Source organism: Bradyrhizobium sp. BTAi1 (genome assembly GCF_000015165.1).
In the GTDB taxonomy this organism is placed as follows: domain Bacteria; phylum Pseudomonadota; class Alphaproteobacteria; order Rhizobiales; family Xanthobacteraceae; genus Bradyrhizobium; species Bradyrhizobium denitrificans.
Genome location: NC_009485.1, coordinates 3,142,890 through 3,166,719, shown reverse-complemented (window position 1 = coordinate 3,166,719; position 23,830 = coordinate 3,142,890). Strand labels below are relative to the sequence as shown.

Sequence of the window (23,830 nt, the reverse complement as noted above, 5' to 3'; positions counted from 1 at the left end):
GCCGGCCTGTTAGCGCGGCATCTCCGCGAGCGCCGCGAGGATGCGGGCCCAGGAGCGGATGCCCTTGTGATAGCTCTTGAGGTCGTACTTCTCGTTCGGCGAATGGATGTTGTCGTCATCGAGACCAAAGCCGACCAGCAGCGAGTCGAGCCCGAGCGTCTTCTTGAAGTCGGTGACGATCGGGATCGACGCGCCCGAGCCCATCAGGATGGTCTCCTTGCCCCACTCTTCGGTCAGCGCCTGCTTGGCGGCGGCGAGCGGCTTCATGGTCCAGTCGAGCGCGATCGCCGCACCCGCGGAATGGTCGCCGAACTCCACGGAGCAGTCGCCGGGAATGCGCGCCGACACGTAGTCGCGGAACGCCTTGCGGATCTTCAGCGGATCCTGGCCCTCGACGAGACGGAACGAGACCTTGGCATGCGCCAGCGACGGGATCACGGTCTTGGAGCCTTCGCCGATATAGCCGCCCCAGATGCCATTGATGTCGCAGGTCGGCCGCGAGGAGATCTGCTCGATCAGCAGGCGATCCTTCTCGCCAGCTGGGATCGAGAGACCGACGGGCTTGAGGAAGCTCTCGGGTGTCAGGTTCAGCTTCTTCCACTGCTCCAGAACCTCCGGCGGAACGTCCTTCACGCCGTGATAGAAGCCTGGGATGGTGATCCTGCCATTCTCATCGAACAGGCCGCCGAGAACTTCCGTCAGCACCCGGATCGGGTTGCGCGCGCCGCCACCGAACACGCCCGAATGCAGGTCGCGATTGGCCGCCTTGATCTTCACCTCTTCGTACAAGAGCCCGCGCAGCGAGGTGGTGATCGCCGGCGTGTTGGGGTCCCACATGCCGGTGTCACAGACCAAGGCGAAATCAGCCTTGAACTCGTCCTTGTTGGCTTCCAGAAACGGCACGAAGTTCTTCGAGCCGACCTCCTCCTCGCCTTCGATCAGCATGGTGATGTCGAGCGGCAGCGATCCGGTCACCTTCTTCCAGGCGCGGCAGGCCTCGACGAAGGTCATCAGCTGCCCCTTGTCGTCCTCGGCCCCGCGCGCGACGATGATCTTGCGGCCGTCGGCGTGATCGGTGACGACAGGCTCGAATGGCGGCCGGTGCCACAGCTCGAGCGGATCGACCGGCTGCACGTCGTAATGTCCGTAGAACAGGACATGCGGCTTGGCGGCGCCATGGCCGTTGCTCTTGCCGACCACGGCTGGATGGCCTGCGGTCGGACGCACTTCGGTCGCGAAACCGAGCGTCGACAGGTCCTTGGCAAGATGATCAGCCGCCGCCTTGCAATCCGCTGCGAAGGCCGGATCGGCCGAGATCGACTTGATGCGGATCAGTTGGAACAGCCGGTCCAGACTGTTGTCGAAATCGGCATCGATGTGATCGAGAACGGATTGAAGCTGCGCATTGGCCATGGCCACCGGATCCTTCGCATGTGACGGCTATTGGCCGCTTGTAGCTCCGTTGCGCGGCCCGGGCCAGCCTCATGCGACGGCGGAGAATGCTGCATGTCCACAGCCGGCGCCGATGACATCGCGCCGACCGGGAACGGGTCTGACATCAGCGCCGCAGCAATCCGCCAAGTGCACCACGCACCAGGCTGCGGCCGATCGAGCTGCCCAGCGAGCCGCCGACCTGCTTGCCGAGATCGGCGGCGATGCCGCCCACCACCTTGTCGGTGACTTGGCGCGCGACATTGCGCGCGATCACCTGCGTGGTCGACAATTGCCCGCGCTTGACGTTGGTGCCGAAGATGGTCGCCGCGATGTCACCGATCTTGCCCAATACGCTGCCGGACGATGCGTCCGCCGTTGCCGCCGTGCCGGCGATCCGCTTCTGCAGCAGCTCATAGGCAGACTCGGCGTCGATCTCGGTGTCGTATTTGCCCTTGACGGGGCTCGCGTCCATGATCGCCTTGCGTTCCTCGGGCGTGATCGGTCCGATCCGCGCCGACGGCGGCCGGATCAGCACGCGCTCCACGATCGCCGGCGTCCCGTTGCCCTCCAGGAACGAGACCAGCGCCTCGCCCTTGCCGAGCTCCATGATCACCTTGGCGGTGTCGAGCTTGGGATTGGGACGAAACGTCTCGGCGGCCGCCGCGACAGCCTTCTGGTCGCGCGGCGTGAAGGCGCGCAGCGCATGCTGCACGCGATTGCCCAATTGCCCGAGCACGCGATCCGGCACGTCGAGCGGGTTCTGCGTGACGAAATAGACGCCGACGCCTTTTGAGCGGATCAGGCGCACCACCTGCTCGATCTTGTCCATCAGCGCCTTGGGCGCATCGTTGAACAGCAGATGCGCCTCGTCGAAGAAGAACACCAGCTTCGGCTTGGCGAGATCGCCCACCTCGGGCAGTTCCTCGAACAGCTCCGAGAGCATCCACAGCAAGAAGGTTGCATAGAGCCGCGGATTCTGCAGCAGCCTGTCGGCAACCAGGATGTTGATCATGCCGCGGCCGTCGCGGTCGGTCTTCATGAAGTCCTTCAGCGACAGCGCCGGCTCGCCGAAGAACTTCGTGCCGCCCTGGTTCTCTAGCACGAGCAGCTGGCGCTGGATCGTGCCGACGGTGGCGCGCGTCACGTTGCCGAACGACTGGGCCGCTTTGCGGATCGGCGCCAGCGGATCTTCTGCCGCATCCGCGCCCTTCTTTCCGGCCTCCGGAATGATGGCGTCGAGCAGCGCGCGCAGATCCTTCATGTCGATCAAGGCGAGGCCGTTCTCGTCGGCGACGCGGAACGCGACGTTGAGCACCCCTTCCTGGACATCGTTGAGATCCAGCATGCGCGCAAGCAGCAGCGGGCCCATCTCGGTGACGGTAGCGCGCACCGGATGGCCCTGCTCGCCGAACACATCCCAAAATACCGTCGAGAACTCATCGGCCTGATAGGTCAGTCCGAGTTCGCCGGCGCGCTTGAGGATGAAGTCCTTCGGCTCACCCGGCCGAGAGATCCCGGAGAGATCGCCCTTGATGTCGGAAGCAAAGACAGGAACACCTGCGCGCGCAAAGCCCTCGGCCATCACCTGCAGCGACACGGTCTTGCCCGTTCCGGTCGCTCCGGTCACGAGACCATGGCGATTGGCAAACGCCAGTGTCAACCACGCCGGCTGCTCGCCGCCACCCACGAAAATCTTGTCGTCGGTATCGCCCAGTGACGTTCCGGATGGTGCCATGATGATCCGTCTTTCTATATATGATCGGCTGCATCGCGTGTGCTGCAAGCATCGTGCGCACTAACATACTTTAGTTTCATGTTTTGGAACCAGCGCCGACCGCTTCACCTCTTCGTAAGACCGGTGCTCTTCTTAGCATGCGATGCACGCAAGCTGCACATTCAACGGTAGACTCGCCACCTGGTCTTGCATCGCTGCAACAGTTCGCGAATCGATTCGCGACGCGAGCCAGCTCCTCGCTTGTAATTCACGGTTGGTCCGATCAAGATGAATTTCAGCGAGGACGTCCGGTCGTGGGGGACCGGATGAAGACGGGGTTCACATGAGCGAGCTGATTGAGCCGCTGGCCAGAATGGCTGGCATCGATGGCGCCGTGCCTGAAAGGTCCATCGAATGGCCTTTCCACGTTTCGCTTGAGGGTCTTCGCACCGACGGATCGCACCATCAGCCGCATCGACGGCTTGCAGCTGAGCCATCAGGGCTCGGCCGCCACCTCAGCGTGACCGTCCCGATCGGCAGGATGCTGGCAAGCGCGCCCAGCCTGGGCCGCTTCGCCTGAAGCATCGTCGTCCGCAGCACCTTCTCGCCTGAGTATTCATGACATATCCAATCACCGAACTCGAAGGCATGACGTCCTTCTATGCCTCGAAGCTGAGAGCCTTGGGCATCCGGACCACCGACTCGTTCCTCGAAGCCGCCCGCACGGTCAAAGGCCGCAAGGCGCTCGCCGCCAAGACCGGCATCAGCGAGCAGCTGCTGCTCGATTGGGCCAATGCCGCCGATTACATGCGCATTCCCGGCATGGGCCGGGCCAAGGTCTGCCTGGTGCGGGCCGCCGGCGTCACCACGGTGCGCGAGCTGGCGCACCGCAATCCCGCCCGGCTGGCGCAGAACATCAAGGAAGTGAACACAAGGCGGAAGCTGGTTCGCATCCTGCCGTCGGAGAAATCGGTCGGGCAGTTGATCGAAAAAGCGCGGCGGCTGGAGCCGAAGATCAGCTATTGAACGGCGGCTGGCGGGATGCGCGCGGCTGTTGCAGCGCGACACCTTGACTCGCTCGTAGCAACCGCGCAAAGCGGCGGCCATGAGCGCCATTTCGCCGCACGCCGCATCGGATCTCGCATCAAGCCACCCGCTGCTGCGGCCGTGGCTGGCGCGCCCCTATCCGGCGGTGATGGGCATCCTGAATGTCACGCCGGATTCCTTCTCCGATGGCGGCCGTTTTGACGCACCGGACCGCGCCATCGCCCAGGCGAAAAGCATGATCGCGGCGGGCGCCGAGATCATCGATATCGGCGCCGAATCGACCCGGCCCTACAAGGGTGCGGAGCCGGTGACCGCTGCGGAGGAACTGGCCCGCCTGCGCCCCGTCCTGCCGGCGATCGTTGCACTCGGCGTGCCCGTGTCCATCGACAGCATGAAAGCTGAAGTTGCCGCCTACGCGCTGGACCAGGGCGCTCAGATCGCCAATGATGTCTGGGGCCTGCAGCGTGATCCCGCAATGGCCGAGATCGTCGCCGTGCACGGCGCGCCGGTCGTGGTGATGCACAACCGCGTCACGGTCGATCCGGACATCGACATTATCGAGGACATGCTCCGGTTCTTCGCGCATTCGCTCGAGATCGCCGCCAAGGCCGGCATTGCTGCCGGCAACATCGTGCTCGACCCCGGCATCGGCTTCGGCAAGACTCCACAGCAGAGCATGACGGCGCTGGCGCGGCTCGATCAATTGGCGCGCTTCGGACTGCCGCTGCTGGTCGGCGCCTCGCGCAAGCGCTTCATCAGCACCGTGGTGGAGTCGGAGCCCCGAGAGCGTCTCGGCGGATCGATCGCGGCGCATCTGATGGCCGCTCAGCGCGGCGCTGCGATCATCCGGGCGCATGACGTTGCCGAAACCGTTCAAGCCGTGCGTGTGGCCGCGGCAATCGAGGCACAGCGATGACCGATCGGATTTTCATCAAAGGCGTCCTGATCCATGCGCGCCACGGCGTGATGGAGCATGAGAGCGAAGTCGGCCAGCGCTTCGTCATCGACCTCGAGCTTGACACCGACCTGTCGGCCTCCTCGCGCAGCGACCGCCTGGCCGATACCGTGTCCTATTCCGACGTGGTGGAGACCGCGACCGCGGCCTTCAAGGACACGAACTACCGCCTGCTCGAACGCGCCGCCGGCGCGGTGGCCGATGCGATCCTGGCGACCTTCGCCCGCATCCGCGCGGTCAAGGTGACGGTGCACAAGCCGCATGCTCCGATCGCCGCCATCTTCGAGGATGTCGGCGTGGTGCTGACACGTTCGCGGCATCCGTGACGCGATGGCCAGCGCGCTGATTGCTCTCGGTGGCAATGTCGGCGATGTCCGCACGACCTTCCGCCAGGCCATTCCGGAGATCTGCCGGCGCGCCTCCGCGCGCCTTGTGGCGCGGTCATCCGGCTACATCACCCCGCCATGGGGCGAGGAGCAGCAGCCGCCCTTCGTCAACGCCTGCATCGCCATCGAGACCACCACTGCACCGCAGGCTTTGCTCGCGAAACTGCACGAGGTCGAGCGCATGTTCGGCCGTAACCGGGCCCAGGAGACCCGCTGGGGTCCACGCACGCTCGATCTCGATCTCATCGCCTATGACGACCTGACCATCGACACGCCCGACCTCACCCTGCCCCATCCGCGCCTGTTCGAGCGCGGCTTCGTGCTGGTGCCGCTGGCGGAGATCGCCCCGGATCGCCGGATCGCCGGCCGCCGGGTCGACGAGGCGCTGCGGGGCGTTTCGCGCGACGGAATCCGGGCGTTGCCGTCAGCCGAATAGCTGACATCTCCGGCCAAACAACCGTTTGGCTTGGCGGTCGCGACGTGGCATTTTGCGCCACAATAATCGCGATAACAGACGCCCGGGAGACACGAGCCGCATGACGACCGACACCGAACAGCTGCGATTGGCCGCCGATTTCGCGCCGGCCAGCGAGGCGGACTGGCGCAAGCTGGTCGATGGCGTGTTGAAGGGCGCGGCGTTCGAGAAACTGGTCGGCAAGACCTATGACGGACTCAAGATCCAGCCGATCTACCCGCGTGCCAAGGACGCCGCCCCCGTCGTCGGACGTGCGCCAGCCGCCGCGTGGCAGATCATGCAGCGCGTCGATCATCCCGATCCGGCCAAGGCCAACGCGCAGGCCCTGCTCGACCTGGAAAATGGCGCGACCGGGTTGACGCTGGTCTTTGCCGGCGCCAATGCCGCGCATGGCTTCGGGCTCGCCGCCACCGCGGACGCGCTGGCGCGCGCGCTTCAGGGCGTCCATCTCGACGCTGCGATTGCGATTGAATTGCAGCTCGGCGAGTCCTCGATATCGGCAGCCTCGCTGCTGGCCGCCGACGTCAGACAGCGCGGCTTTGCGCCGGCGGCTTGCGAGATCCGCTTCGGCCTCGATCCGATCGGCGACGCGGCCAGCCGCGGCGCCAGCGCGCATGATGCAGCGAAGCTCGCCGGCAGCGCCGTCGAACTCGTCAAGCAGTTGCACGCTGGCGGCTTCAAGGGCCCGTTCCTCGCGGCCGATGGACGCGTCGTGCATGATGCCGGCGGATCGGAGGCGCAGGAGCTGGCATTCGTGCTCGCCTCCGCTGTCGCTTATCTGCGCGCGCTCGAAGCCGGCGGCGTCGCATTGGAGACTGCGCGCGACATGATCTATGCGCGGCTCGCCGCCGACACCGATCAGTTCCTGACGCTGGCGAAGTTCCGCAGCCTGCGCCGGCTGTGGGCGCGCATCGAGGCCGCGTGCGGGCTGGCACCCAAGCCGCTCTTCATCTCCGGCGAGACCGCGTGGCGTATGCTCACCAGGCGCGATCCCTATGTGAACATGCTGCGCGCGACCATCGCGACCTTCGCAGCCGGCCTCGGCGGCGCCAATGCGATCACGGTTCTGCCGCACACCGCGGCGCTCGGCCTGCCCGATGCCTTTGCGCGCCGCGTCGCGCGCAATACGCAATTGGTGCTGCTCGAAGAGAGCAATCTCGCCCGCGTGGCCGATCCCGCGGCAGGCGCCGGCGGCATCGAGGCGCTGACAAACGAGCTGAGCACCGCCGCCTGGACGCTGTTCCAGGAGATCGAGAAAGCCGGCGGTGTCGTGGCCGCGCTGCAGGCCGGCTTGATCCAGTCGAAGATCGCCGCGGTGAAACAGGCGCGCGACGCCAATCTCGCCAAGCGTCGCGACGTGCTCACCGGCGCCAGCGAGTTTCCGAACCTCAATGAGGCCGAAGTCGCGGTCGACGCGGTCGCACCGCTAGCTCCGCAACCGGCTGCCAAGGCTGCTCTTACCTTTGCTGCGCTCGCGCCGATCCGTCTCGCGGACGCGTTCGAACGGCTGCGCGACCGCTCTGACGCCCTGCTCAAGAGCAAAGGCCAGCGGCCCGCCATCTTCCTCGCCAATCTCGGCACCGCCGCGGACTTCACCGCGCGCGCCACTTTCGCCCGCAGCTTCTTTGAAGCCGGCGGCATCACAGCGGTCGACGGCCCGGGCGGCGCCGATCCGGCCGCGCTCGCCGACGCGTACCGCGCGTCGGGAGCCGCCATCGTCTGCCTCTGCTCGTCGGACAAGGTCTATGCGGAGACCGCGGTTCCCGTGGCCCAAGCCCTTCAGGCCGCCGGCGCCCGACATATCTATCTGGCAGGCCGCGGCGGCGAGCAGGAGGCTGCGCTGCGCGAGGCCGGAATCGGCAGCTTCGTGTTCGCCGGCGGCGACGCGCTGAAGACACTCGAAGACGCCTATACGCATCTGGAGTGAGCATGACCGAGGCGAGCAAACCCGTCCTGACCGGCGGCTGCCAATGCGGCGCGATCCGCTACGCGCTGACGGCGGCGCCGACGCGCGTGAGCATCTGCCATTGCCGGATGTGCCAGAAGGCCTCGGGGGCGCCGTTCGCATCGTTCGCCGACATCAATCGCGAGAACCTGACCTGGACACGCGGCACGCCTGCCACGTTCCGCTCCTCCTCGATCGCCGATCGGTATTTCTGCCCCGCTTGCGGCACGCCGCTCGGCTTCGGCGGCATCGATGGACCGCGGATCGAGATCATGACCGGAACCTTCGACCGGCCCGACCGTGTCGTGCCGACCCGCCAGTTCGGTTCGGAATCCCGACTCGGCTGGGTGGTTGCGATCGCCAATTTGCCGAGCCAGACCACGCAGCAGAATTACGGGCCGGAGAAGATGGCTACCATCGTCAGCCATCAGCATCCGGACCATGATTGAGCGACCTGGTCAGGCATCAGCTTGGAGATGTTGGAGAGGACCATGATCTGGACGCTCATCATCATCTTCGCAGTTGAATGTATTGTGTGGTGGCTGCTGCGATCCGCGCCATGGGCATGGACCTCGTCCATGGCGAAGACGTAGCAAGGCAGAGGCTTTGACGATCCGGTGTACAAGAACAACGTTCAGCGACGAACTGAACAGAGCCGCAATTGAGGACGCCAGGGAATGAGCCGCATACCTGATTTCGCCGACATCGCCTTCGCGCCCACGGCAGCCCCTGCGCCGGCGGGCAGCGCCGAACCGTGGCTGACGCCCGAAGGCATTCCCGTCAAGCCCGCCTATGGCGAGGCTGATCTCGCCGGCATCGACTTCCTCGACACCTGGCCGGGTATCGCGCCGTTTATGCGCGGTCCCTACCCGACCATGTATGTCAACCAGCCCTGGACGGTCCGGCAATATGCCGGCTTCTCCACCGCGGAGGATTCCAACGCCTTCTACCGGCGCAACCTCGCCGCGGGACAGAAGGGCCTGTCGGTCGCATTCGATCTCGCCACCCATCGCGGCTATGATTCCGATCATCCGCGGGTCGGCGGCGATGTCGGCATGGCCGGCGTCGCGATCGACTCAATCTACGACATGCGCACGCTGTTCGCCGGCATTCCGCTCGACCAGATGAGCGTGTCGATGACCATGAACGGCGCAGTGCTGCCAATCCTGGCGCTGTTCGTCGTCGCCGCCGAAGAGCAAGGCGTGCCGCCGGAAAAGCTGTCGGGCACCATTCAGAACGACATTCTGAAAGAGTTCATGGTGCGCAACACCTACATCTATCCGCCGACGCCCTCGATGCGGATCATCTCCGACATTTTCGCCTTCACCTCGCAGAAGATGCCGAAGTTCAATTCCATTTCCATCTCCGGCTATCACATGCAGGAAGCCGGCGCGACGCAGGATCTCGAGCTCGCCTACACGCTGGCCGACGGCGTCGAATACTTACGCGCCGGCATCGCCGCCGGGCTCGACGTCGACCGCTTCGCGCCAAGGCTGTCGTTCTTCTGGGCGATCGGCATGAACTTCTTCATGGAGGTCGCCAAGCTGCGCGCCGCGCGGCTGTTGTGGGCGAAGCTCCTGAAGCCGTTCAATCCCAGGGATCCGCGCTCGCTGTCGTTGCGCACCCACAGCCAGACCTCGGGCTGGTCGCTGACCGCGCAGGACGTCTACAACAACGTGGTGCGCACCGCGGTGGAGGCGATGGCGGCGACGCAAGGCCATACGCAGTCGCTGCACACCAACGCGCTCGACGAAGCGCTCGCGCTGCCGACCGACTTCTCCGCGCGCATCGCCCGCAACACCCAATTGTTCCTGCAGCAGGAGAGCGGCACCACCCGGATCATCGATCCCTGGGGCGGCTCGTATTACGTCGAGCGTCTCACCCGCGATCTCGCCGCCAAGGCCTGGGGCCACATCCAGGAGATCGAGGAGCTCGGCGGCATGGCCAAGGCGATCGAAGCCGGCGTGCCCAAGCTGCGCATCGAGGAGGCCTCGGCCAAGACGCAGGCCCGCATCGACACCGGCCGGCAGTCGGTGATCGGCGTCAACAAATACAAGCCGACCGACGAGCCGCCGCTCGACGTGCTCAAGGTCGACAATTCCACCGTGCGCCGGCTCCAGATCGACAAGCTCTCCAGGCTGAAATCCGAGCGCAAGCAGGCCGAGGTCGATGCCGCACTGGCCGCGCTGACGCGCTCGGCTGGCGACGGCAACGGCAATCTGCTGGCGCTGGCGATCGACGCGGCGCGCGCCAAGGCGACCGTCGGCGAGATCTCCGACGCGCTGGAGAAAGTGTTCGGCCGCCATCGCGCCGAGATCAAGTCCATCACCGGCGTCTACAAGCGGGAGATTGCCGCCATGTCCGGCAAAGCCGAGAAGCTGCAGGCGCTGATCGAGGCGTTCGAGGAGGCCGAGGGCCGGCGTCCACGCATCCTGGTCGCCAAGATCGGCCAGGACGGCCATGACCGCGGCCAGAAGGTGATCGCGTCGGCCTTCGCCGACATCGGCTTCGACGTCGACATCGGGCCGCTGTTTGCCACCGCCGACGAGGCGGCGCGTCAGGCGGTCGAGAACGACGTGCATATTCTCGGCGTCTCGTCGCTGGCGGCCGCCCATCTCACCGCGGTGCCGGAGCTGAAGGCCGCGCTGAAGAAGCAGGGACGCGAGGACATCATGATCATCGTCGGCGGTGTCGTGCCGCCGCAGGATTACGACGCACTCACCAAGTCCGGCGCCGAGGCGATCTTCCCGCCGGGCACCGTCATCGCCGATGCGGCCGAGGAGCTGATCCACAAGCTCAACGCCCGCCTCGGCCACAGCGAGGCGGCGGAGTAGTCCTTCGGATTCGCAGGCGCATGGGCAGGCGCGCGGTCGCCAGATCGCGCGCCAATGCGTTGGCATGAACCTCGGCTCCTCCCCGCGATACGCATCTTCACCCATTGGATAAATCGATTGCCATGACGCGGACCTCGATCTGCATTGCTGCGCTCCTCGGCCTGCTCGCCGTTTCCCCTGCCCTCGCTGCCGACCGCAAGCCGGACGCCACCATCAACACCAAGGCGGTCGAGGCCAATGTGACGCTCGATGCGCCCATCAAGGCCGACGGACCGCTCGCCGCCTATTGCCTCGCTGAGGGCAAGAAATGGATCGACAGGAACGCCGCCGATGCCGCCAAGGAGCGCAAGGCGGACCCGCAATTGTTCCGCGACCGCAAATGGTCGTTCGAGCGCAGATATTCGCTGCGCTCCGTCGTCGCCGATCGCTATGTCAGCGTCGTCAGGGACGACTACATGGACACGGGCGGCGCGCATCCCAACAGCGACGTCAACACCATCCTGTGGGACAAGTCTGCAGCCAAGCCGATCAGCATCCGCCCCTTCTTCACCGAGACCGCCGACAATGGTGCCACGATGAAGGCGATGCTGGCGGCGGTGATCACCTCGCTGAAAGCTGAGAAGACAAAGCGGGATGCCGGAGAGACGGCCACGGCCGAATGGTTCAAGGGATTGGAGCCGGCGCTCTTGAAGATCGGCGCCGTCACGCTCGCGCCGTCGACGGAGACCGGCAAGAGCTCCGGCCTCACCTTCCACTATCCGCCCTATGCGGTCGGCCCCTATGCCGAAGGCCAGTATGTCGCCTTCGTGCCCTGGGAGACGCTGAAGCCCTATCTCAGCCCCGAGGGCCAGGCGATCTTCGGCGGCGTCAGGCCGAAGGGGGACGCGGAAGACAACTAGCTGGCCCGGCCGCGCGCATCCGCTATAACGGGCGCATGTCCTCCCGCTCCCCCGCTCAGCCAAACACGACGGTCTTGGCCGACGATCTCCGCGCCGGCAGCCGCGCGGCGCTGGCGCGCGCGATCACGCTGGTGGAGAGCCGCCGCGCCGACCACCAGGCCGCGGCGCGCGAACTGGTGCAGGCGGTGCTGCCGCAGACCGGGCACGCTATCCGCGTCGGCATCACCGGCTCGCCCGGCGTCGGCAAGTCGACCACGATCGATGCGCTCGGCATGCACCTGATCGCGCAGGGCCACAAGGTCGCGGTGCTCGCGGTCGATCCGTCCTCGGCGCGCACCGGCGGGTCCATCCTCGGCGACAAGACGCGGATGGCGCGGCTCTCTCACGACGAACACGCCTTCATCCGCCCGTCGCCCTCCTCGGGCACGCTCGGCGGCGTCGCCGCCAAAACGCGCGAGGCGATGCTGCTGTGCGAGGCCGCGGGCTTCGACGTGATCCTGGTGGAGACCGTCGGCATCGGCCAGTCCGAGACCGCGGTCTGCGACATGACCGACTTCTTCCTCGCACTGATGCTGCCCGGCGGCGGCGACGAGCTCCAGGGCATCAAGAAGGGTCTGGTCGAGCTCGCCGACATGATCGCGATCAACAAGGCCGACGGCGACAATCTCAAGCGCGCCAACATCACCGCGGCCGACTATCGCGGCGCGCTGCATCTCCTGGCCCCCCGCTCCGAGCACTGGCATCCGCCGGTCGTGACCTATTCGGCGATGACCGGCACCGGCATCGCCGAGCTGTGGCAGAAGGTGCTCGATCATCGCAAGGCCATGATCGCCTCCGGCGAGTTCGCCGCGCGCCGGCGCGACCAGCAGGTGAAGTGGATGTGGACCATGCTGGAGCAGCGGCTGATGGCGCGGCTGCGCACCGATCCGTCGATCCGCACAAAGGTGAAGAAGCTCGAGACCGACGTCGCCGAGGGCCGCGTGGCACCGGCGCTCGCCGCCGAGCAGTTGGCGGAGCTGCTGACGTGAGCGAGCCGCTTCGCATCCTGCTGACAGGCTTCGGCCCGTTTCCCGGCGCGCCATCCAATCCGACGATGCCGCTGGTGAAGCGGCTGTCGGCGCTGCGCCGGCCGGCGCTGGACGATGTCGAGATCAGCAGCCACATTTTTCACGTCACCTACAGCACCGTCGATCGCGAACTGCCGGCCCTGATCGCCGAGCGCCGTCCGCATGCGCTGCTGATGTTCGGTCTCGCCGGTCGGACATCGTATCTCCGCATCGAGACCCGCGCTCGCAACGCCGTAACGACCACCTTCCCCGATGCCGATCGCCAGATCGCCCGCAAGGGCGTCATCGTGCCGGGCGCGCATCCGATGCCGTTCGGCCCGCACATGGGCCGACTGCTGCGCGCGGCGCGCGCCACCGGCATCGATGCGCGGGCCTCGCGCGATGCCGGCAGCTATCTCTGCAACTATCTGAGCTGGCGCGCGATCGAGGCAACGAAGACCGCCGATGGTCCGCGCATCGCGGCGTTCATCCACATTCCGCCGCTGCCACGCGCCGGGACGGCGCTGCCGCAGGGCAGCCCGCGCATCACCTTGGAGGCGCTGGTCGATGCCGGCGAAGCCATGCTGATGGAATTGGTCAAGCTCGCGCGACAGGCATCCAGCCGCGCGAGCTGACGTCGTTTGTTGGAGATCACGCGCTCCAGCGGCGCCGGCGGCCAAATCCGCCACCGATCAGGCGCAGCACGAGCAGCAGGACCACCGCGCCGATGAAGGCGTTGATGATCGCGGCGACCAGTCCGACACCCAGATGAATACCGAGCTGCGGCAGCAGCCAGTTGCCGATGAACGCGCCGACGAGGCCGACGATCAGATCGCCGATCAGGCCGAAGCCGCCACCTTCCATGACGCGGCCCGCGAGCCACCCGGCCACGATACCGACGAACAGAATAACCAGCAGACTCTCATTGGACAAATGCATGACCCTCTCCTCCTTGATCCCAGCTGGAACAAGCGCGGCGAGTCCCGATGGTTCCCGTCAGGAGGACGTGGTCCGGGCAAATAGCTGCTTGGGGCATCTGTCCGCAGTCCGATGACAGCCGCTCGCTCGGCTCACGCGCGCCGCGCATAGGCCAAACGCCCACGACGGCCTGATGTGAAGCTTTAACCCTACCGGCAACAATCCCAGGCGCCGGCGCTGATCCTCAGCATCCGCTTTCAGGCTTTCGGCTTAAGTCGTGGCAGCCCATCATCTTTTGCGCGAGACGCTGACCATGGATGTCAATCGCCGCCGCATTCTGGCCGGATCGGCCGCCGGCGCCGCCGGGGCTTTGGCCTTGCCGGTCGATGCCGCACAGGCCACACCGCAGATCTCCACGCTCGGCCGCGATGCCACGCAATATGGCGTGAAGCCCAACAGTCCCGACGAACAGACCCGCGCGCTGCAGCGCGCGATCGACGAGGCGGCACGGGTCCAGGCACCGCTGGCGCTGCCTCCCGGCACCTACAGAAGCTCAATGCTGCGACTCGCCAGGGGCACCCAGCTGATCGGCGTCCGCGGCGCGACGAAGCTCGTCTTCACCGGCGGCGGCCCGTCGCTGCTCTCAGGCGAAGGCGCTGATGGCGCCGGCATCGACGGCATCTCGCTCGACGGTGGCAGCATCGCCCTGCCCCAGCGCCGCGGTCTGCTGCATCTTGCAGCCGCCCGCGATATCCGAGTCATCGATTGCGAGATCGCCCGCTCCGGCGGCAGCGGCATCTGGCTCGAGCAGGTCTCCGGCGATGTCAGCGGCAACCTCCTCACCGACATCGCGGTCACCGCGATCGTGTCATTCGACGCGCTCGGGCTGATCGTGTCGCGCAACACCATCAAGGGCACGCGCGACAACGGCATCGAGATCCTGCGCACGGCGATCGGCGACGATGGCACGATGGTGCTCGACAACGTCATCGAGGACATCAAGGCCGGCCCCGGCGGCTCCGGCCAGTATGGCAACGCCATCAACGCCTTTCGCGCCGGCAACGTGATCATCCGCGGCAATCGTATCAAGAACTGCGACTATTCGGCCGTACGCGGCAACTCGGCCTCGAACATCCAGATCGTCGGCAACAGCGTGACCGATATGCGCGAGGTCGCGCTCTATTCGGAGTTCGCGTTCGAGGGCGCGGTGATATCAGGCAACACGGTGGATGGCGCCGCCTTCGGCGTCTCCGTCTGCAACTTCAACGAAGGCGGCCGCATCGCCGTCGTCCAGGGCAACATCATCCGCAATCTGATCCCGAAGCGCCCGATCGGCACCGCGCCCGACGACGACGCCGGCATCGGCATCTATGTCGAGGCGGATTCCTCGGTAACCGGCAATGTCGTGGAAAACGCGCCCTCCTACGGCATCGTCGCCGGCTGGGGCCGCTATCTCAGGGACGTCGTCATCTCCGGCAACGTGATCCGCAACGCGCTGGCCGGCGTCGGCGTGTCCGTCGTCCGCGGCGCCGGCACGGCTCTCATCAGCAACAACATGATCTCGGGCACGCCGCGTGGCGCCGTGATCGGGCTGGATCACATCAAGCCGGTGACCGCGGATCTGACGCAGGCCGGCACGCAGCAATTCAGCCAGCTCGTGGTCACCGCAAACGCGGTGCAACGCAGCTGACACGCCTTGCGCGTCATTCGGGCGAACGCGGCGCGTGTCAGTACGCGACCGCCAGCGCCGGATAGCGGCGTTCGATGGCGTCAAGTTCGACCAGCGGCGCATCGTCATCAGCATCGGGTCCGATACCGACGCTCAGGGCCTCCGCGAGGGCGGCCATGTCGATGCGCGGCGTCGCCAGGGTCAGCTCGACCTCGAAATCGTCCTCCGCAGGCAGGCCAGCGTCGAGACCGTCCTCGGCCACGTTGTCCTCGATCGGCACGATGATCTCGGATTCGGCAAGAACGGTCTCCAGCGAGCGCGGCAACTCGATCGGTTTCGCCTGGACGGCCGCAGGCGGCAGCCAGGATGTCGGTACGCGCGGCGCGACGGACAGCGGCTCCAGCACCGGCCGGGCTCTCGCAGCCGGCAACGGGGCTTCAGACAGCGACCGCCAAGCCAACACCGCCGCCTTGGCATTGCGGAGATCATCGAACAGGGATTGCTCGGTGTAATAGCGCCGCCAACGGCCGCTCTCGTAGAGTTCGGTGAGGTGATCGAGCCGCCGTTCGGCAAGCGCGCACCAGCGCTCAGCCAGTTCGCGGCTGCAAGCCACGTCCAGTCGATGTGTCATAGGGGAGCCCGCAAGAAGAAGGGACGGACGCACTCGGCACGAATCAACGCAACGTGACGTGAATATTTTGTGGAAAAGGTTAACAAAGTCTAGATGACGCCATCTTCTTTCGGCGGCCGCCCGTAGTTTCGCGGACTTTACGGGCTCTTTTTCCACTCTCTCTGCATCGATACAATTTGAGCGTGAGAGCCGACACCGGCTCTCATCTGATTCTCGCGTCCCCCATCTCGACCATTGCCCTTTTCATCATTCCGCATGCTGCGACAGCATCGCGCCACTCGAATTGCCCCGAACTCGGCCGCCCGATGCGAGCTCCGTGATCAATCACTCCCCGGTGTCGAAAGCAGCTGGCTGCGCGCAGTTCATCGTTGCGTTTGAGCGTCAAACCTTTTGGAGCGACTACCCAGGCCTTTGACCCCGAGACCCAAAGGTCGGTCCTGGCGATGTCGGCAAGGAGCACAGGCTCCTCGAACCGGAATTGCGCCATGTCACGAATTGAACATTACGCCAGCCGCTTGGCGCCCAACGTCGCCCCGATCAACGCGATCTTCATTGCCCGACACTTCAACCGCGTGTTCGGCCGGCGGCCAAGGCCGCCGCAGGATCCGGAGGCGGACTATCATGATTTCCTGGTCGATCGGATGAGCCGCGGCGGCTGGAGCAGCACACAGCTTCGATGCGTCGACAAGGAGTTTGCAAAACTTGAAGCGAGCAAGCTCCATCCCGCAATCAAGGCTGCCGAAACGGTCGCGGTCATCCCGATCCGAGGCATGAGCATCGATCGCTTTACGGAGGCCATGGGACCGCATCTGGGACGGCATTTCGTCGCCAAACCGACACACGGTTCAGCAGCGACGGAATTTCTGGACGCCCGCCCCGATCTCACGAAGCTCTATCGCGCCGGGCGCTACAATTATTTCTACAGTTTTCGCGAAAGTCAGTACGCGCCGCTGGAACGCAAAATCATCATTGAAGAAAACATCGCCGAACACGGTTCGGACCTGCGCGATTTCAAATTCTTCTGCAGCTTTGGACGCATTCTCTTCGTTCAGGTCGACGCCAATCGATTTATCGAGCACGAGCGCATTCTGCTCTCACCTCCCGACTTCGAGCCGCTCAACCTGACCTTGGGCGCTTTCAAGCCGACGACAACATGGGTCAGACCCAAACAGTTTGAGGCGCTTTGTCACGCCGCACAGGACCTGTCCCGACCATTCGATTTTGTCAGAGTCGATCTCTATGAAAAGGCAGGACAGGTGTTCTTTGGCGAATTCACCTTCACCCCCGGAGCCGGCATGGAGCCATTCTCTGAGCCGGGTTTCAGCAGACGCCTGCTCTCCGAGATCAAGGCGCGTCCGGATTGTCCTGCACGGTGAGCACCGCGCTTGAGACCGCTATACCCCGGCACATCGGACGAGCTCAGACTCAAGCCGTCGGGGGCAAATGAAAGAGCCGTCCGGGGGGACAACCGGACGGCTCGAGCCATATGGGCGCTTGGGGTGGATGGGCGCTCGCGCCTTATATAGCTTTGGGGAGAGGGATCACCGCTCCCACATTCGTTCTGTCGGGGGCGCCGCCGGGCACGTTCAAAGCGAGGCGGAAAATTCCCGAACGTTCACGAAAACGTTGACGATCTGTTTGCGGCCCTCGGCCGATGCCGCAACGTCTCGCCCCGACCTATTGAGCCGGCCTATTGAGCGGCCACCGCAAGGCCGACGATCTTCTCCCGCGCCAGCCGACCGATGAGGCCGTCCGCTTCGGCCTTGGACAACGGTCGGTCGCCGAGCTGCAGCTTGAAGGTCCCGCCTCTTGCGCTCTCGACGATCGTTCCCTGGTAGGAATCGAGCAGCGCCGTGATATCGGCCATCCGCGCATCCGGCGCGAACCGAACCAGCGCATAGGCGGGCGCCGCCGATGCAGCCACCTGTGGTCCGAGGCCGCGGATCAGCGGAGCCGCCGGCGCCGGCGCCTCGGCCACGCGCGAGCGGGCCATGCTCTCGGCCCGGTCGGCCGCAGCTGGTGCGGCGGGGCTCGGCGGCGGCGCGGCCATCCTTGGGGCAGGCGCGCTGGCACCTGGCAGGGCGGGAGCTGACTTGCTCATGGGCTCATTGGCGACGAGCTTGTCCTGGCGGAGCGAGGCCGTCTCAAAGCTCGCGACCTGCGACCGCATCAGCACCGCGCCGATGACCCCGGCCTGGATCAGCACCAGCAATCCGCCGAGGCTGACCGTCCAGGCCAATGTGCGCGGCGAAAGGCTCTCGAAGAACGCCAGAAGACGGGCGCCGATGCCGGGCGCGACGGCCGGCTTCTGCGTCGGATCCGCATCGATCGCGGCGAACAGCTTCTGCATCGCCCGCATCGACGGCGCCCCGAGGGTTTCATTGAGGGCAATGGTCTCGGCATATTCGCCCTGGATCTCGGCATATTGACGCGCGAGATCGGGATCGCTGGCGAGCGCCTCCTCGACCCGGCGCATGTCGCGCGCGTTCAGCGTGCCAGCGGCATACCAGGGCAGCAGCAGTTCGATTTCACTGGGCTCGTGGTCCAGCATCTTGTTGCTCAAAGCCATCATGGCCAGCCTCGCTCAATGCCGGCCGCCTTCAGGAGTTCGGCCAATTTCTTGCGCGCATAGAACAGGCGCGTCTTGACGGTATTCTCCGGAATTCCGACGATCTCGGCCACCTCCTCCACGGACTTCTCGTGGTAGTAGACGAGATCGACGATCTCCCGGTGGTCAGGCGAAAGCGCGGTCAGGCACTTGCGCAGGGCTTCCCCGGTATTCTTCTTCTGGACCGCGATTTCCGGATCATCGGACGTATCCTCGATCGCGTTCGCGGCCTCGTCTTCCAGCTCAACGTCCTTGCGGCGCCGAAGTGCCGACAGCGCCTTGAATCTCGTGATCGCCAGCAGCCATGTCGAGACGGCAGAACGGCCCTCGAACTTGCCGGCCTGACGCCACACATCCAGGAAGACCTCGCTGATGAGGTCTTCCGCCACCTGTTCGTCCCGTACGAGCCGGAGCCCGAAACGGTACACCCTGACATGGTGCCGGCCATACAGCACCTGCATGGCGAGCCGATCGCCTTGGGCGATCCTGGCCATCAGGGCTTCATCCGACGCCGCCGCTGTCACGCTCAATGGCCGTCTCGCAAGGTTGGTCTGGAGGAATGAGGACGCGGTTCGAATTCAACCGCAAAATTCTTCAAAATACCGGAAACATACGTCCCTGACTGTGAGCTGGCGCACAGTTCCGCCGTCCGACATGCGGTCTCCCGGCGCACCCCGGCCGGCGCGTTCTCGCATCCCCTGTTCAGACCCATCGTCGCTCATACCCCTCCGCTACCTTCCGGCCTCCGGCTCCAAGTGCCGATCAAGCGTCGATGTCGACAGCTCCTGACCGACACCGGGTTCGCTGAGGCTCACACGACGAAAAGCCCGTGATTTTGCGGTCGCGGCGCGCGGCGGCGGTTCGTCGCCACCGCATCACCACACGTGCATAGATACCAAAGTTAAAGGCTTTCCCACGTAGATTTTCAGCCAGCGACGACGAATTGCGAGCACATGGGCACGACGGCACCGCCTCTTTCACCTTCGATCGTTGCCGACACGCGCGGCGTCAAGCCGCCGCCGTCTCGCGACGTTCGCGCTCGCCGCGTCGGCCAGCGGCGGCAGATCTATGCCATGATCGCGGGCTGCTACCTGATCGATGCCGTCATCCTCCTGATCTACGCGCAGGCCGGCACCGTGCCGGCCTCGATCGCGCCGGTCTACGCAGCCATCGGACTAGCCACCGTCGCGCTGTGGACCTTGTTGTCGGAGAGCGGCTTCAACGAGCGCTTCAGGGACCACTATTTGGTCGTTCCGCAGTCGATCGTGAGCATGATGTTCACGGTGGCCTTCTGCTACGTCGCGCCCGAGGTCAGCATCGTGTTCCTGTGCACGCTCTACCTCGTCGTCGGCTTCAGCTCGCTCCGGGCGACGCCGCGCCAGACCGCGATCTGCTGGACCTTCCTGGCACTCGGCCTCGCCGGACTGTTCCTGCTAACCGACAAGCCGCTCGGCATGCCCACTGGCGGTGCGCTGGAGCGGCTCGCCACGCTGCTGGTGTTCGTGCTGACGATCGCCGGCTGCATGTTCCTCGGCATCTTCTCGAGTTCGCTGCGCGAGTCCTTGTATCAGCGCGGCCTGAAGCTGAAAGAGGCGTATCGCCGGATCGAGGAGCTTGCCGAGCTCGATGAGCTCACCGGCGCGCTCAACCGGCGATCCATCATGCATGTGCTCGAGGAGGAGCTGACGCGGTCGCGGCAGACCGGCAAGCCATGCTCGGTGATGCTGATCGACCTCGATTGGTTCAAGCGCATCAATGACGAGCACGGCCATCCGACCGGCGACGACGTGCTGCGCACCTTTGCCATCACGATGTTCGCCAATATCCGCAGCAGCGATCGGTTCGGCCGCTATGGCGGCGAGGAGTTCCTGCTTGTCCTGCCCGGCGCACCATTAGACCCGGCCTGCCGGCTCGCCGAGCGCCTGCGCCAGATCATCGCCGATCTCGACTGGAGCGCATTCTCGGCCGGCCTGCAGGTGACATTCTCGGCCGGCGTTGCGACCTCGCGCGGCGACGAGACCACCGAGTCGCTGTTGTCCCGCGCCGATCGTGCGCTCTACGCATCGAAGGCCCAGGGACGCAATCGCGTCACCCGCGCCTGACGGGAGCGCGCCGGGATGAGTGGCAAGCCAGCGCCCAATGAGAGCCTGCTGGACGAGCTGCAGGACACGCTCGCGAACGGCACCGTCGCGCGTCGTGTCGAGACCCTGCGCAAGGTCACCGACCTGTTCATCGACGGCGCACCAGACTTCGCCGACGACCAGGTCGCGCTGTTCGACGACGTCTTCGAATGCCTGATCGCGCATATCGAAACATCGGCGCGCGCCCTGCTCGCCAGCCGGCTGGCACCGATCGACTGCGCACCGCCGAAAACGCTCGCCCGGCTGGCCGATGACGATGCCATCGAGGTCGCCGGTCCGATACTATCGAAATCGGAACGGCTCGATGAGGCCGCGCTGATCAGGACCGCCCAGACCAAGAGCCAGGCGCATCTGCTCGCGATTTCCATCCGCCGGGTGCTGAGCCGCGCCGTAACCGACATCCTGCTCCGGCGCGGCAATGACGAGGTCGTCCACAGCACCGTCAGCAATCCCGGCGCCGATCTGTCGGAACGCAGCGTCGACGCGCTCCTGGATCGCGCCGCACAGGATGGCGATCTGGCTGCATGTCTCGCGTTGCGGCCTGATCTGCCGCGCCACCTCTTTCTGAAGCTTGTGGCCAAGGCTTCCGCGGCGGTCCGCGCGCGTTTGGAAACGGCGAACCCCAAACTGGCGCAGGAAGTCTCCCAGGCGGTGAGGACCGCGGGCCGCCGTGCCCGCTCGGCGACGGTGGCGTTGACCAGCCAGACGGAAATTGCACATCGGCTGATCCGGTCGCTGCACGCCGATGGCCGGCTGGACGATCAGCTCGTCGCCCAGTTCACCGAAAGCCGGAAGTTCGACGAGGCCAATGCCGCGGTCGCAGCGATGGCCAACGTCCCGGTCGCGGTCGCCGAAAGCATCATGGTGGAGAGCCGCGCCGAAGGCGTGATGATCCTCGCCAAGGTGGCAGGCCTGTCTTGGCCGACGGTCAAGTCGATCATCCTGATGCGGGATGAGCTCGCCGGCACAGGACCAACTGACCTCGTCGCCAGCAAGGCCACTTACGAGCGCCTCAGGCCGTCGACGGCACAACAGGTGCTGCGCTTCCATCGGGTTCAGGATGCCGCAACGCCTGCACAGGCCTGATCGCTCAAGAGCATGATCCGGACAAGTGGAAACCGGTCTTCCGAAAAGATCATGCTCAAACAAAGAGGAAAGATCATGATGCGTTTCCGTGGAAACGCATCATGATCTAGCTCTCGTGCATCAATAACGCAGCACCCGCGCACCGATCCCGGCGCCGAGGCCGGCCACGACCAGCGCCGCGATCGTGTACCAGGTGGCGACAAACAGCGGCGAATCGTCGGTGCAGTGCGCGGCATAGAGCGTCGCGGCCAGTCCCGCCGAAACCAGGCCGGCGATCGCACCGGCCAACGCCGGGCGCGACGGTGCGCCATGGCGCAGCCCGAACAGCGCGGCCGCCAGCAGCGGCAGCGACAAGACGGGAATCGCGCTGACGCACAGCATCGAGTTATGGCCGACCAGCCGCGCCATCATCGGCGCGCGCTGCGGCACCATCATCTCCGCCACGATGCCGCCGACGAGGACCAGGACCGGCGCGATCAGGAGCCAGCTCCAGCCATGGAGCGACGCTTCGGGCCGCGACAGATGCAGGCTGATGATAAGCGCCGGAATAGCCAGCGCGGTGGTCACCACGAATTTGAGATCGAAGAACGGATTGCGCACCGCGAGCCAGATGTCGGGCCGGATGCCGAGGCCGATGAGCAGCATCGCGGTCGAGACCGGCGTCGCCGCCATCAGCGCCAGCGCCAGCACGATGCCCACGGGCTGCGCCCGTTGGGCATTGTCGGCCGCGAGCGAGCGGATAAGCTGATCGGTGTCCATGGCTCAATTGTCCCGTAGCTTGGCCGTGAGGCTGGCGAGCGCGCGATGCAGCGCCACGCGCACCGCGCCCTCGGTCATCGAAAATTTTTCCGCCGTCTGCTTGATCGAACTCGCCTCCACGGCGATCGACTGCAGCACGTCGCGTTGACGCTGCGGCAGCGTCTTCAATTGCGCCTCGACCTCGCCGGCAGAGACGGTCGGCGCGGGCGGCGTGTCGGCCAGCGTCTCGCTGAAATCGTCGATGTCGACGAACACCCGCCGGCCGCGCCGCCGCAGCGCGTCGATCAGCTTGTTGCGCGCGATCGCGAACAGCCATGGGGCGAACGGCGCATCGACGTCCCAGGTGTGCCGCTTGAGGTGAACCGCCAACAGAATGTCCTGCACGATGTCCTCGGACTGATCAACGGGCTGACCGGCGCGCGAAAGCCCGCGCCGTGAAGCTGCGCGCAGCACCGGCGTGATCGCCTTCAGCAACCGATGATAGACCTCATCGTCTCCGGCGATGGCCTGGCGCATCCAGGCCGTCCACTCGTCGTCACGCTCGCGCACCTGACGCTTCCACCCCCGATTATTCGCCCGTCGTCGCGCGCTGTTACTCCGCCGCCGAGACATTCACGAATTCGTGATCACCTGCGCAGCCATGGAACCAGCCGAGTTCCGCCATACCCAGATCATGGCCGCACGCAAGTCTCAACCCTGCTTCCATAGCACCGAATTGCACGGAGCAGGATCGGGCACTGGACCATATCATCGAGGGCGGGCCAGCATGATTGCGGCCTCGCCCTGCTTTTGCCTCGGGCGGCAGGAAGATACCCAAGTTCTGCCCCGTTCTCGACATCTGTCGGGGTCTCACTCTCGGCTGGGCTGGCGGGACGGGGAGAAGGCCGACGATGACGATCCAAGCCAGTGGACGTTCAGCATTGATCATTGCCGCCGCGCTCGTACTCAGCCTCACCGGCACTGGATTGGCGCGCGCGGCCGAAACTCAGACTTTCAGCCCGTTCCTTCCGGTCGGGTCTGACACGAGCGCGCCGGCCAAGCAGGAGGTGTCCCCTGCGCCGCAGGCGGAGGCGCCGCCCGCACCGATGACGCAGGCTACCGACGCGGCATCAGCCGAGCCGGCCCAGGCCGAGCCGGTCACCGTGAACCTCGTGACGGTCAGCAATGACGACAGTTCGGGCTGGGACAAGGCCTCGATCATCGGCAAGATCTTCATCGCCTGTGGCACCCTGCTCACCTTGGGCTCGGCGGCGCGGATGTTCATGATCTGAGACGCCGCGCGG

Annotated in this window: 24 protein-coding genes; 16 read left to right on the top strand and 8 right to left on the bottom strand. The window is 65.5% G+C overall.

Annotated features, from left to right (window positions below; all coding sequences use genetic code 11):
- Nucleotides 1-9: 9 nt before the first annotated feature.
- On the bottom strand, nucleotides 10-1,413 hold the full coding sequence (locus BBTA_RS14155; protein ID WP_012043170.1) for a M20/M25/M40 family metallo-hydrolase: 1,404 nt from the start codon (nucleotides 1,411-1,413) through the stop codon (nucleotides 10-12).
- Between the two features lie 145 nt (nucleotides 1,414-1,558).
- Nucleotides 1,559-3,169 carry a helicase HerA-like domain-containing protein gene (locus tag BBTA_RS14150; RefSeq protein ID WP_012043169.1) on the bottom strand — a complete coding sequence of 537 codons (1,611 nt, stop codon included), beginning with the start codon at nucleotides 3,167-3,169 and terminating at the stop codon, nucleotides 1,559-1,561.
- Nucleotides 3,170-3,491: 322 nt separating this feature from the next.
- Here BBTA_RS14150 and BBTA_RS14145 point away from each other — a divergent pair, with 322 nt between their 5' ends.
- The 11 genes from BBTA_RS14145 to BBTA_RS14095 all read left to right on the top strand — a co-directional run bounded on the left by BBTA_RS14145 (nucleotide 3,492) and on the right by BBTA_RS14095 (nucleotide 13,370).
- Complete coding sequence (locus BBTA_RS14145; protein ID WP_041750633.1) at nucleotides 3,492-3,728, top strand: hypothetical protein; 237 nt, start codon at nucleotides 3,492-3,494, stop codon at nucleotides 3,726-3,728.
- Between the two features lie 38 nt (nucleotides 3,729-3,766).
- Nucleotides 3,767-4,174, top strand: a complete 408-nt coding sequence (locus BBTA_RS14140; RefSeq protein WP_012043168.1) for a DUF4332 domain-containing protein — start codon at nucleotides 3,767-3,769, stop codon at nucleotides 4,172-4,174.
- 79 nt (nucleotides 4,175-4,253) lie between these two features.
- The gene (folP, locus tag BBTA_RS14135; RefSeq protein WP_012043167.1) at nucleotides 4,254-5,111 is read left to right on the top strand and encodes a dihydropteroate synthase; all 858 of its coding nucleotides are present in this window, start codon (nucleotides 4,254-4,256) and stop codon (nucleotides 5,109-5,111) included.
- Nucleotides 5,108-5,476, top strand: coding sequence for a dihydroneopterin aldolase (gene folB / locus BBTA_RS14130; protein WP_012043166.1), 369 nt, complete (start codon nucleotides 5,108-5,110; stop codon nucleotides 5,474-5,476). The genes folP and folB overlap by 4 nt, the downstream gene beginning before the upstream one ends.
- A gap of 4 nt (nucleotides 5,477-5,480) precedes the next feature.
- Nucleotides 5,481-5,972, top strand: coding sequence for a 2-amino-4-hydroxy-6-hydroxymethyldihydropteridine diphosphokinase (gene folK / locus BBTA_RS14125; RefSeq protein WP_012043165.1), 492 nt, complete (start codon nucleotides 5,481-5,483; stop codon nucleotides 5,970-5,972).
- A 100-nt stretch (nucleotides 5,973-6,072) separates the two neighbouring features.
- Complete coding sequence (locus BBTA_RS14120) at nucleotides 6,073-7,938, top strand: methylmalonyl-CoA mutase family protein (protein WP_012043164.1); 1,866 nt, start codon at nucleotides 6,073-6,075, stop codon at nucleotides 7,936-7,938.
- A 2-nt stretch (nucleotides 7,939-7,940) separates the two neighbouring features.
- The gene (locus tag BBTA_RS14115; protein WP_012043163.1) at nucleotides 7,941-8,405 is read left to right on the top strand and encodes a GFA family protein; all 465 of its coding nucleotides are present in this window, start codon (nucleotides 7,941-7,943) and stop codon (nucleotides 8,403-8,405) included.
- 228 nt (nucleotides 8,406-8,633) lie between these two features.
- The gene (gene scpA / locus BBTA_RS14110; protein WP_012043162.1) at nucleotides 8,634-10,790 is read left to right on the top strand and encodes a methylmalonyl-CoA mutase; all 2,157 of its coding nucleotides are present in this window, start codon (nucleotides 8,634-8,636) and stop codon (nucleotides 10,788-10,790) included.
- Between the two features lie 122 nt (nucleotides 10,791-10,912).
- Nucleotides 10,913-11,689: a DUF3298 and DUF4163 domain-containing protein gene (locus BBTA_RS14105; RefSeq protein ID WP_012043161.1), complete on the top strand. Its 777-nt coding sequence runs from the start codon at nucleotides 10,913-10,915 to the stop codon at nucleotides 11,687-11,689.
- A gap of 35 nt (nucleotides 11,690-11,724) precedes the next feature.
- Nucleotides 11,725-12,717, top strand: a complete 993-nt coding sequence (gene meaB, locus BBTA_RS14100; protein WP_012043160.1) for a methylmalonyl Co-A mutase-associated GTPase MeaB — start codon at nucleotides 11,725-11,727, stop codon at nucleotides 12,715-12,717.
- A complete protein-coding gene (locus tag BBTA_RS14095) occupies nucleotides 12,714-13,370 on the top strand; it encodes a pyroglutamyl-peptidase I (RefSeq protein ID WP_012043159.1) in 657 nt (218 codons plus the stop codon). The genes meaB and BBTA_RS14095 overlap by 4 nt, the downstream gene beginning before the upstream one ends.
- Nucleotides 13,371-13,386: 16 nt before the next feature.
- Here the strand turns inward: BBTA_RS14095 and BBTA_RS14090 are convergent, their stop codons facing one another.
- Complete coding sequence (locus tag BBTA_RS14090; protein WP_012043158.1) at nucleotides 13,387-13,674, bottom strand: GlsB/YeaQ/YmgE family stress response membrane protein; 288 nt, start codon at nucleotides 13,672-13,674, stop codon at nucleotides 13,387-13,389.
- A gap of 292 nt (nucleotides 13,675-13,966) precedes the next feature.
- Between BBTA_RS14090 and BBTA_RS14085 the strand changes: the two genes are divergently transcribed.
- On the top strand, nucleotides 13,967-15,343 hold the full coding sequence (locus BBTA_RS14085; protein ID WP_012043157.1) for a TIGR03808 family TAT-translocated repetitive protein: 1,377 nt from the start codon (nucleotides 13,967-13,969) through the stop codon (nucleotides 15,341-15,343).
- Between the two features lie 37 nt (nucleotides 15,344-15,380).
- Here the strand turns inward: BBTA_RS14085 and BBTA_RS14080 are convergent, their stop codons facing one another.
- On the bottom strand, nucleotides 15,381-15,953 hold the full coding sequence (locus BBTA_RS14080) for a TIGR03809 family protein (protein ID WP_041750632.1): 573 nt from the start codon (nucleotides 15,951-15,953) through the stop codon (nucleotides 15,381-15,383).
- 485 nt (nucleotides 15,954-16,438) lie between these two features.
- Here BBTA_RS14080 and BBTA_RS38155 point away from each other — a divergent pair, with 485 nt between their 5' ends.
- A complete protein-coding gene (locus BBTA_RS38155; protein ID WP_168167893.1) occupies nucleotides 16,439-17,329 on the top strand; it encodes an ATP-grasp fold amidoligase family protein in 891 nt (296 codons plus the stop codon).
- Nucleotides 17,330-17,643: 314 nt separating this feature from the next.
- Here the strand turns inward: BBTA_RS38155 and BBTA_RS14065 are convergent, their stop codons facing one another.
- Entirely contained in the window at nucleotides 17,644-18,525 is an 882-nt protein-coding gene (locus BBTA_RS14065) for a zf-HC2 domain-containing protein (RefSeq protein ID WP_012043154.1), read from the bottom strand.
- The gene (locus BBTA_RS14060) at nucleotides 18,522-19,091 is read right to left on the bottom strand and encodes a sigma-70 family RNA polymerase sigma factor (RefSeq protein ID WP_012043153.1); all 570 of its coding nucleotides are present in this window, start codon (nucleotides 19,089-19,091) and stop codon (nucleotides 18,522-18,524) included. The genes BBTA_RS14065 and BBTA_RS14060 overlap by 4 nt, the downstream gene beginning before the upstream one ends.
- 423 nt (nucleotides 19,092-19,514) lie before the next feature.
- Between BBTA_RS14060 and BBTA_RS14055 the strand changes: the two genes are divergently transcribed.
- Nucleotides 19,515-20,663 carry a GGDEF domain-containing protein gene (locus BBTA_RS14055; RefSeq protein WP_012043152.1) on the top strand — a complete coding sequence of 383 codons (1,149 nt, stop codon included), beginning with the start codon at nucleotides 19,515-19,517 and terminating at the stop codon, nucleotides 20,661-20,663.
- A gap of 15 nt (nucleotides 20,664-20,678) precedes the next feature.
- Nucleotides 20,679-21,788, top strand: coding sequence for a DUF2336 domain-containing protein (locus tag BBTA_RS14050; protein WP_012043151.1), 1,110 nt, complete (start codon nucleotides 20,679-20,681; stop codon nucleotides 21,786-21,788).
- Nucleotides 21,789-21,908: 120 nt separating this feature from the next.
- Here the strand turns inward: BBTA_RS14050 and BBTA_RS14045 are convergent, their stop codons facing one another.
- Together BBTA_RS14045 and BBTA_RS14040 are read right to left on the bottom strand one after the other, a co-directional pair.
- Nucleotides 21,909-22,547 carry an NrsF family protein gene (locus tag BBTA_RS14045; protein WP_012043150.1) on the bottom strand — a complete coding sequence of 213 codons (639 nt, stop codon included), beginning with the start codon at nucleotides 22,545-22,547 and terminating at the stop codon, nucleotides 21,909-21,911.
- A gap of 3 nt (nucleotides 22,548-22,550) precedes the next feature.
- Complete coding sequence (locus BBTA_RS14040; protein ID WP_083780654.1) at nucleotides 22,551-23,096, bottom strand: sigma-70 family RNA polymerase sigma factor; 546 nt, start codon at nucleotides 23,094-23,096, stop codon at nucleotides 22,551-22,553.
- A 341-nt stretch (nucleotides 23,097-23,437) separates the two neighbouring features.
- On the opposite strand from BBTA_RS14040, the gene BBTA_RS14035 reads away from it, so the two are divergent.
- Nucleotides 23,438-23,818 (top strand): hypothetical protein, encoded by a 381-nt coding sequence (locus BBTA_RS14035; RefSeq protein WP_012043148.1) that lies wholly within the window; start codon nucleotides 23,438-23,440, stop codon nucleotides 23,816-23,818.
- Nucleotides 23,819-23,830 lie beyond the last annotated feature (12 nt).

Coding starts and splice junctions, on each gene's coding strand:
- BBTA_RS14150 (WP_012043169.1), bottom strand. CDS start 3,169: ATGGCACCATCCGGAACGTCACTGGGCGATACCGACGACAAGATTTTC.
- BBTA_RS14140 (WP_012043168.1), top strand. CDS start 3,767: ATGACATATCCAATCACCGAACTCGAAGGCATGACGTCCTTCTATGCC.
- meaB (WP_012043160.1), top strand. CDS start 11,725: ATGTCCTCCCGCTCCCCCGCTCAGCCAAACACGACGGTCTTGGCCGAC.
- scpA (WP_012043162.1), top strand. CDS start 8,634: ATGAGCCGCATACCTGATTTCGCCGACATCGCCTTCGCGCCCACGGCA.
- BBTA_RS14120 (WP_012043164.1), top strand. CDS start 6,073: ATGACGACCGACACCGAACAGCTGCGATTGGCCGCCGATTTCGCGCCG.
- BBTA_RS14105 (WP_012043161.1), top strand. CDS start 10,913: ATGACGCGGACCTCGATCTGCATTGCTGCGCTCCTCGGCCTGCTCGCC.
- BBTA_RS14045 (WP_012043150.1), bottom strand. CDS start 22,547: ATGGACACCGATCAGCTTATCCGCTCGCTCGCGGCCGACAATGCCCAA.
- BBTA_RS14055 (WP_012043152.1), top strand. CDS start 19,515: ATGGGCACGACGGCACCGCCTCTTTCACCTTCGATCGTTGCCGACACG.
- folK (WP_012043165.1), top strand. CDS start 5,481: ATGGCCAGCGCGCTGATTGCTCTCGGTGGCAATGTCGGCGATGTCCGC.
- BBTA_RS14090 (WP_012043158.1), bottom strand. CDS start 13,674: ATGCATTTGTCCAATGAGAGTCTGCTGGTTATTCTGTTCGTCGGTATC.
- BBTA_RS14065 (WP_012043154.1), bottom strand. CDS start 18,525: ATGATGGCTTTGAGCAACAAGATGCTGGACCACGAGCCCAGTGAAATC.
- folP (WP_012043167.1), top strand. CDS start 4,254: ATGAGCGCCATTTCGCCGCACGCCGCATCGGATCTCGCATCAAGCCAC.
- BBTA_RS14050 (WP_012043151.1), top strand. CDS start 20,679: ATGAGTGGCAAGCCAGCGCCCAATGAGAGCCTGCTGGACGAGCTGCAG.
- BBTA_RS38155 (WP_168167893.1), top strand. CDS start 16,439: ATGTCACGAATTGAACATTACGCCAGCCGCTTGGCGCCCAACGTCGCC.
- BBTA_RS14080 (WP_041750632.1), bottom strand. CDS start 15,953: ATGACACATCGACTGGACGTGGCTTGCAGCCGCGAACTGGCTGAGCGC.
- BBTA_RS14155 (WP_012043170.1), bottom strand. CDS start 1,413: ATGGCCAATGCGCAGCTTCAATCCGTTCTCGATCACATCGATGCCGAT.
- BBTA_RS14085 (WP_012043157.1), top strand. CDS start 13,967: ATGGATGTCAATCGCCGCCGCATTCTGGCCGGATCGGCCGCCGGCGCC.
- folB (WP_012043166.1), top strand. CDS start 5,108: ATGACCGATCGGATTTTCATCAAAGGCGTCCTGATCCATGCGCGCCAC.
- BBTA_RS14035 (WP_012043148.1), top strand. CDS start 23,438: ATGACGATCCAAGCCAGTGGACGTTCAGCATTGATCATTGCCGCCGCG.
- BBTA_RS14145 (WP_041750633.1), top strand. CDS start 3,492: ATGAGCGAGCTGATTGAGCCGCTGGCCAGAATGGCTGGCATCGATGGC.
- BBTA_RS14115 (WP_012043163.1), top strand. CDS start 7,941: ATGACCGAGGCGAGCAAACCCGTCCTGACCGGCGGCTGCCAATGCGGC.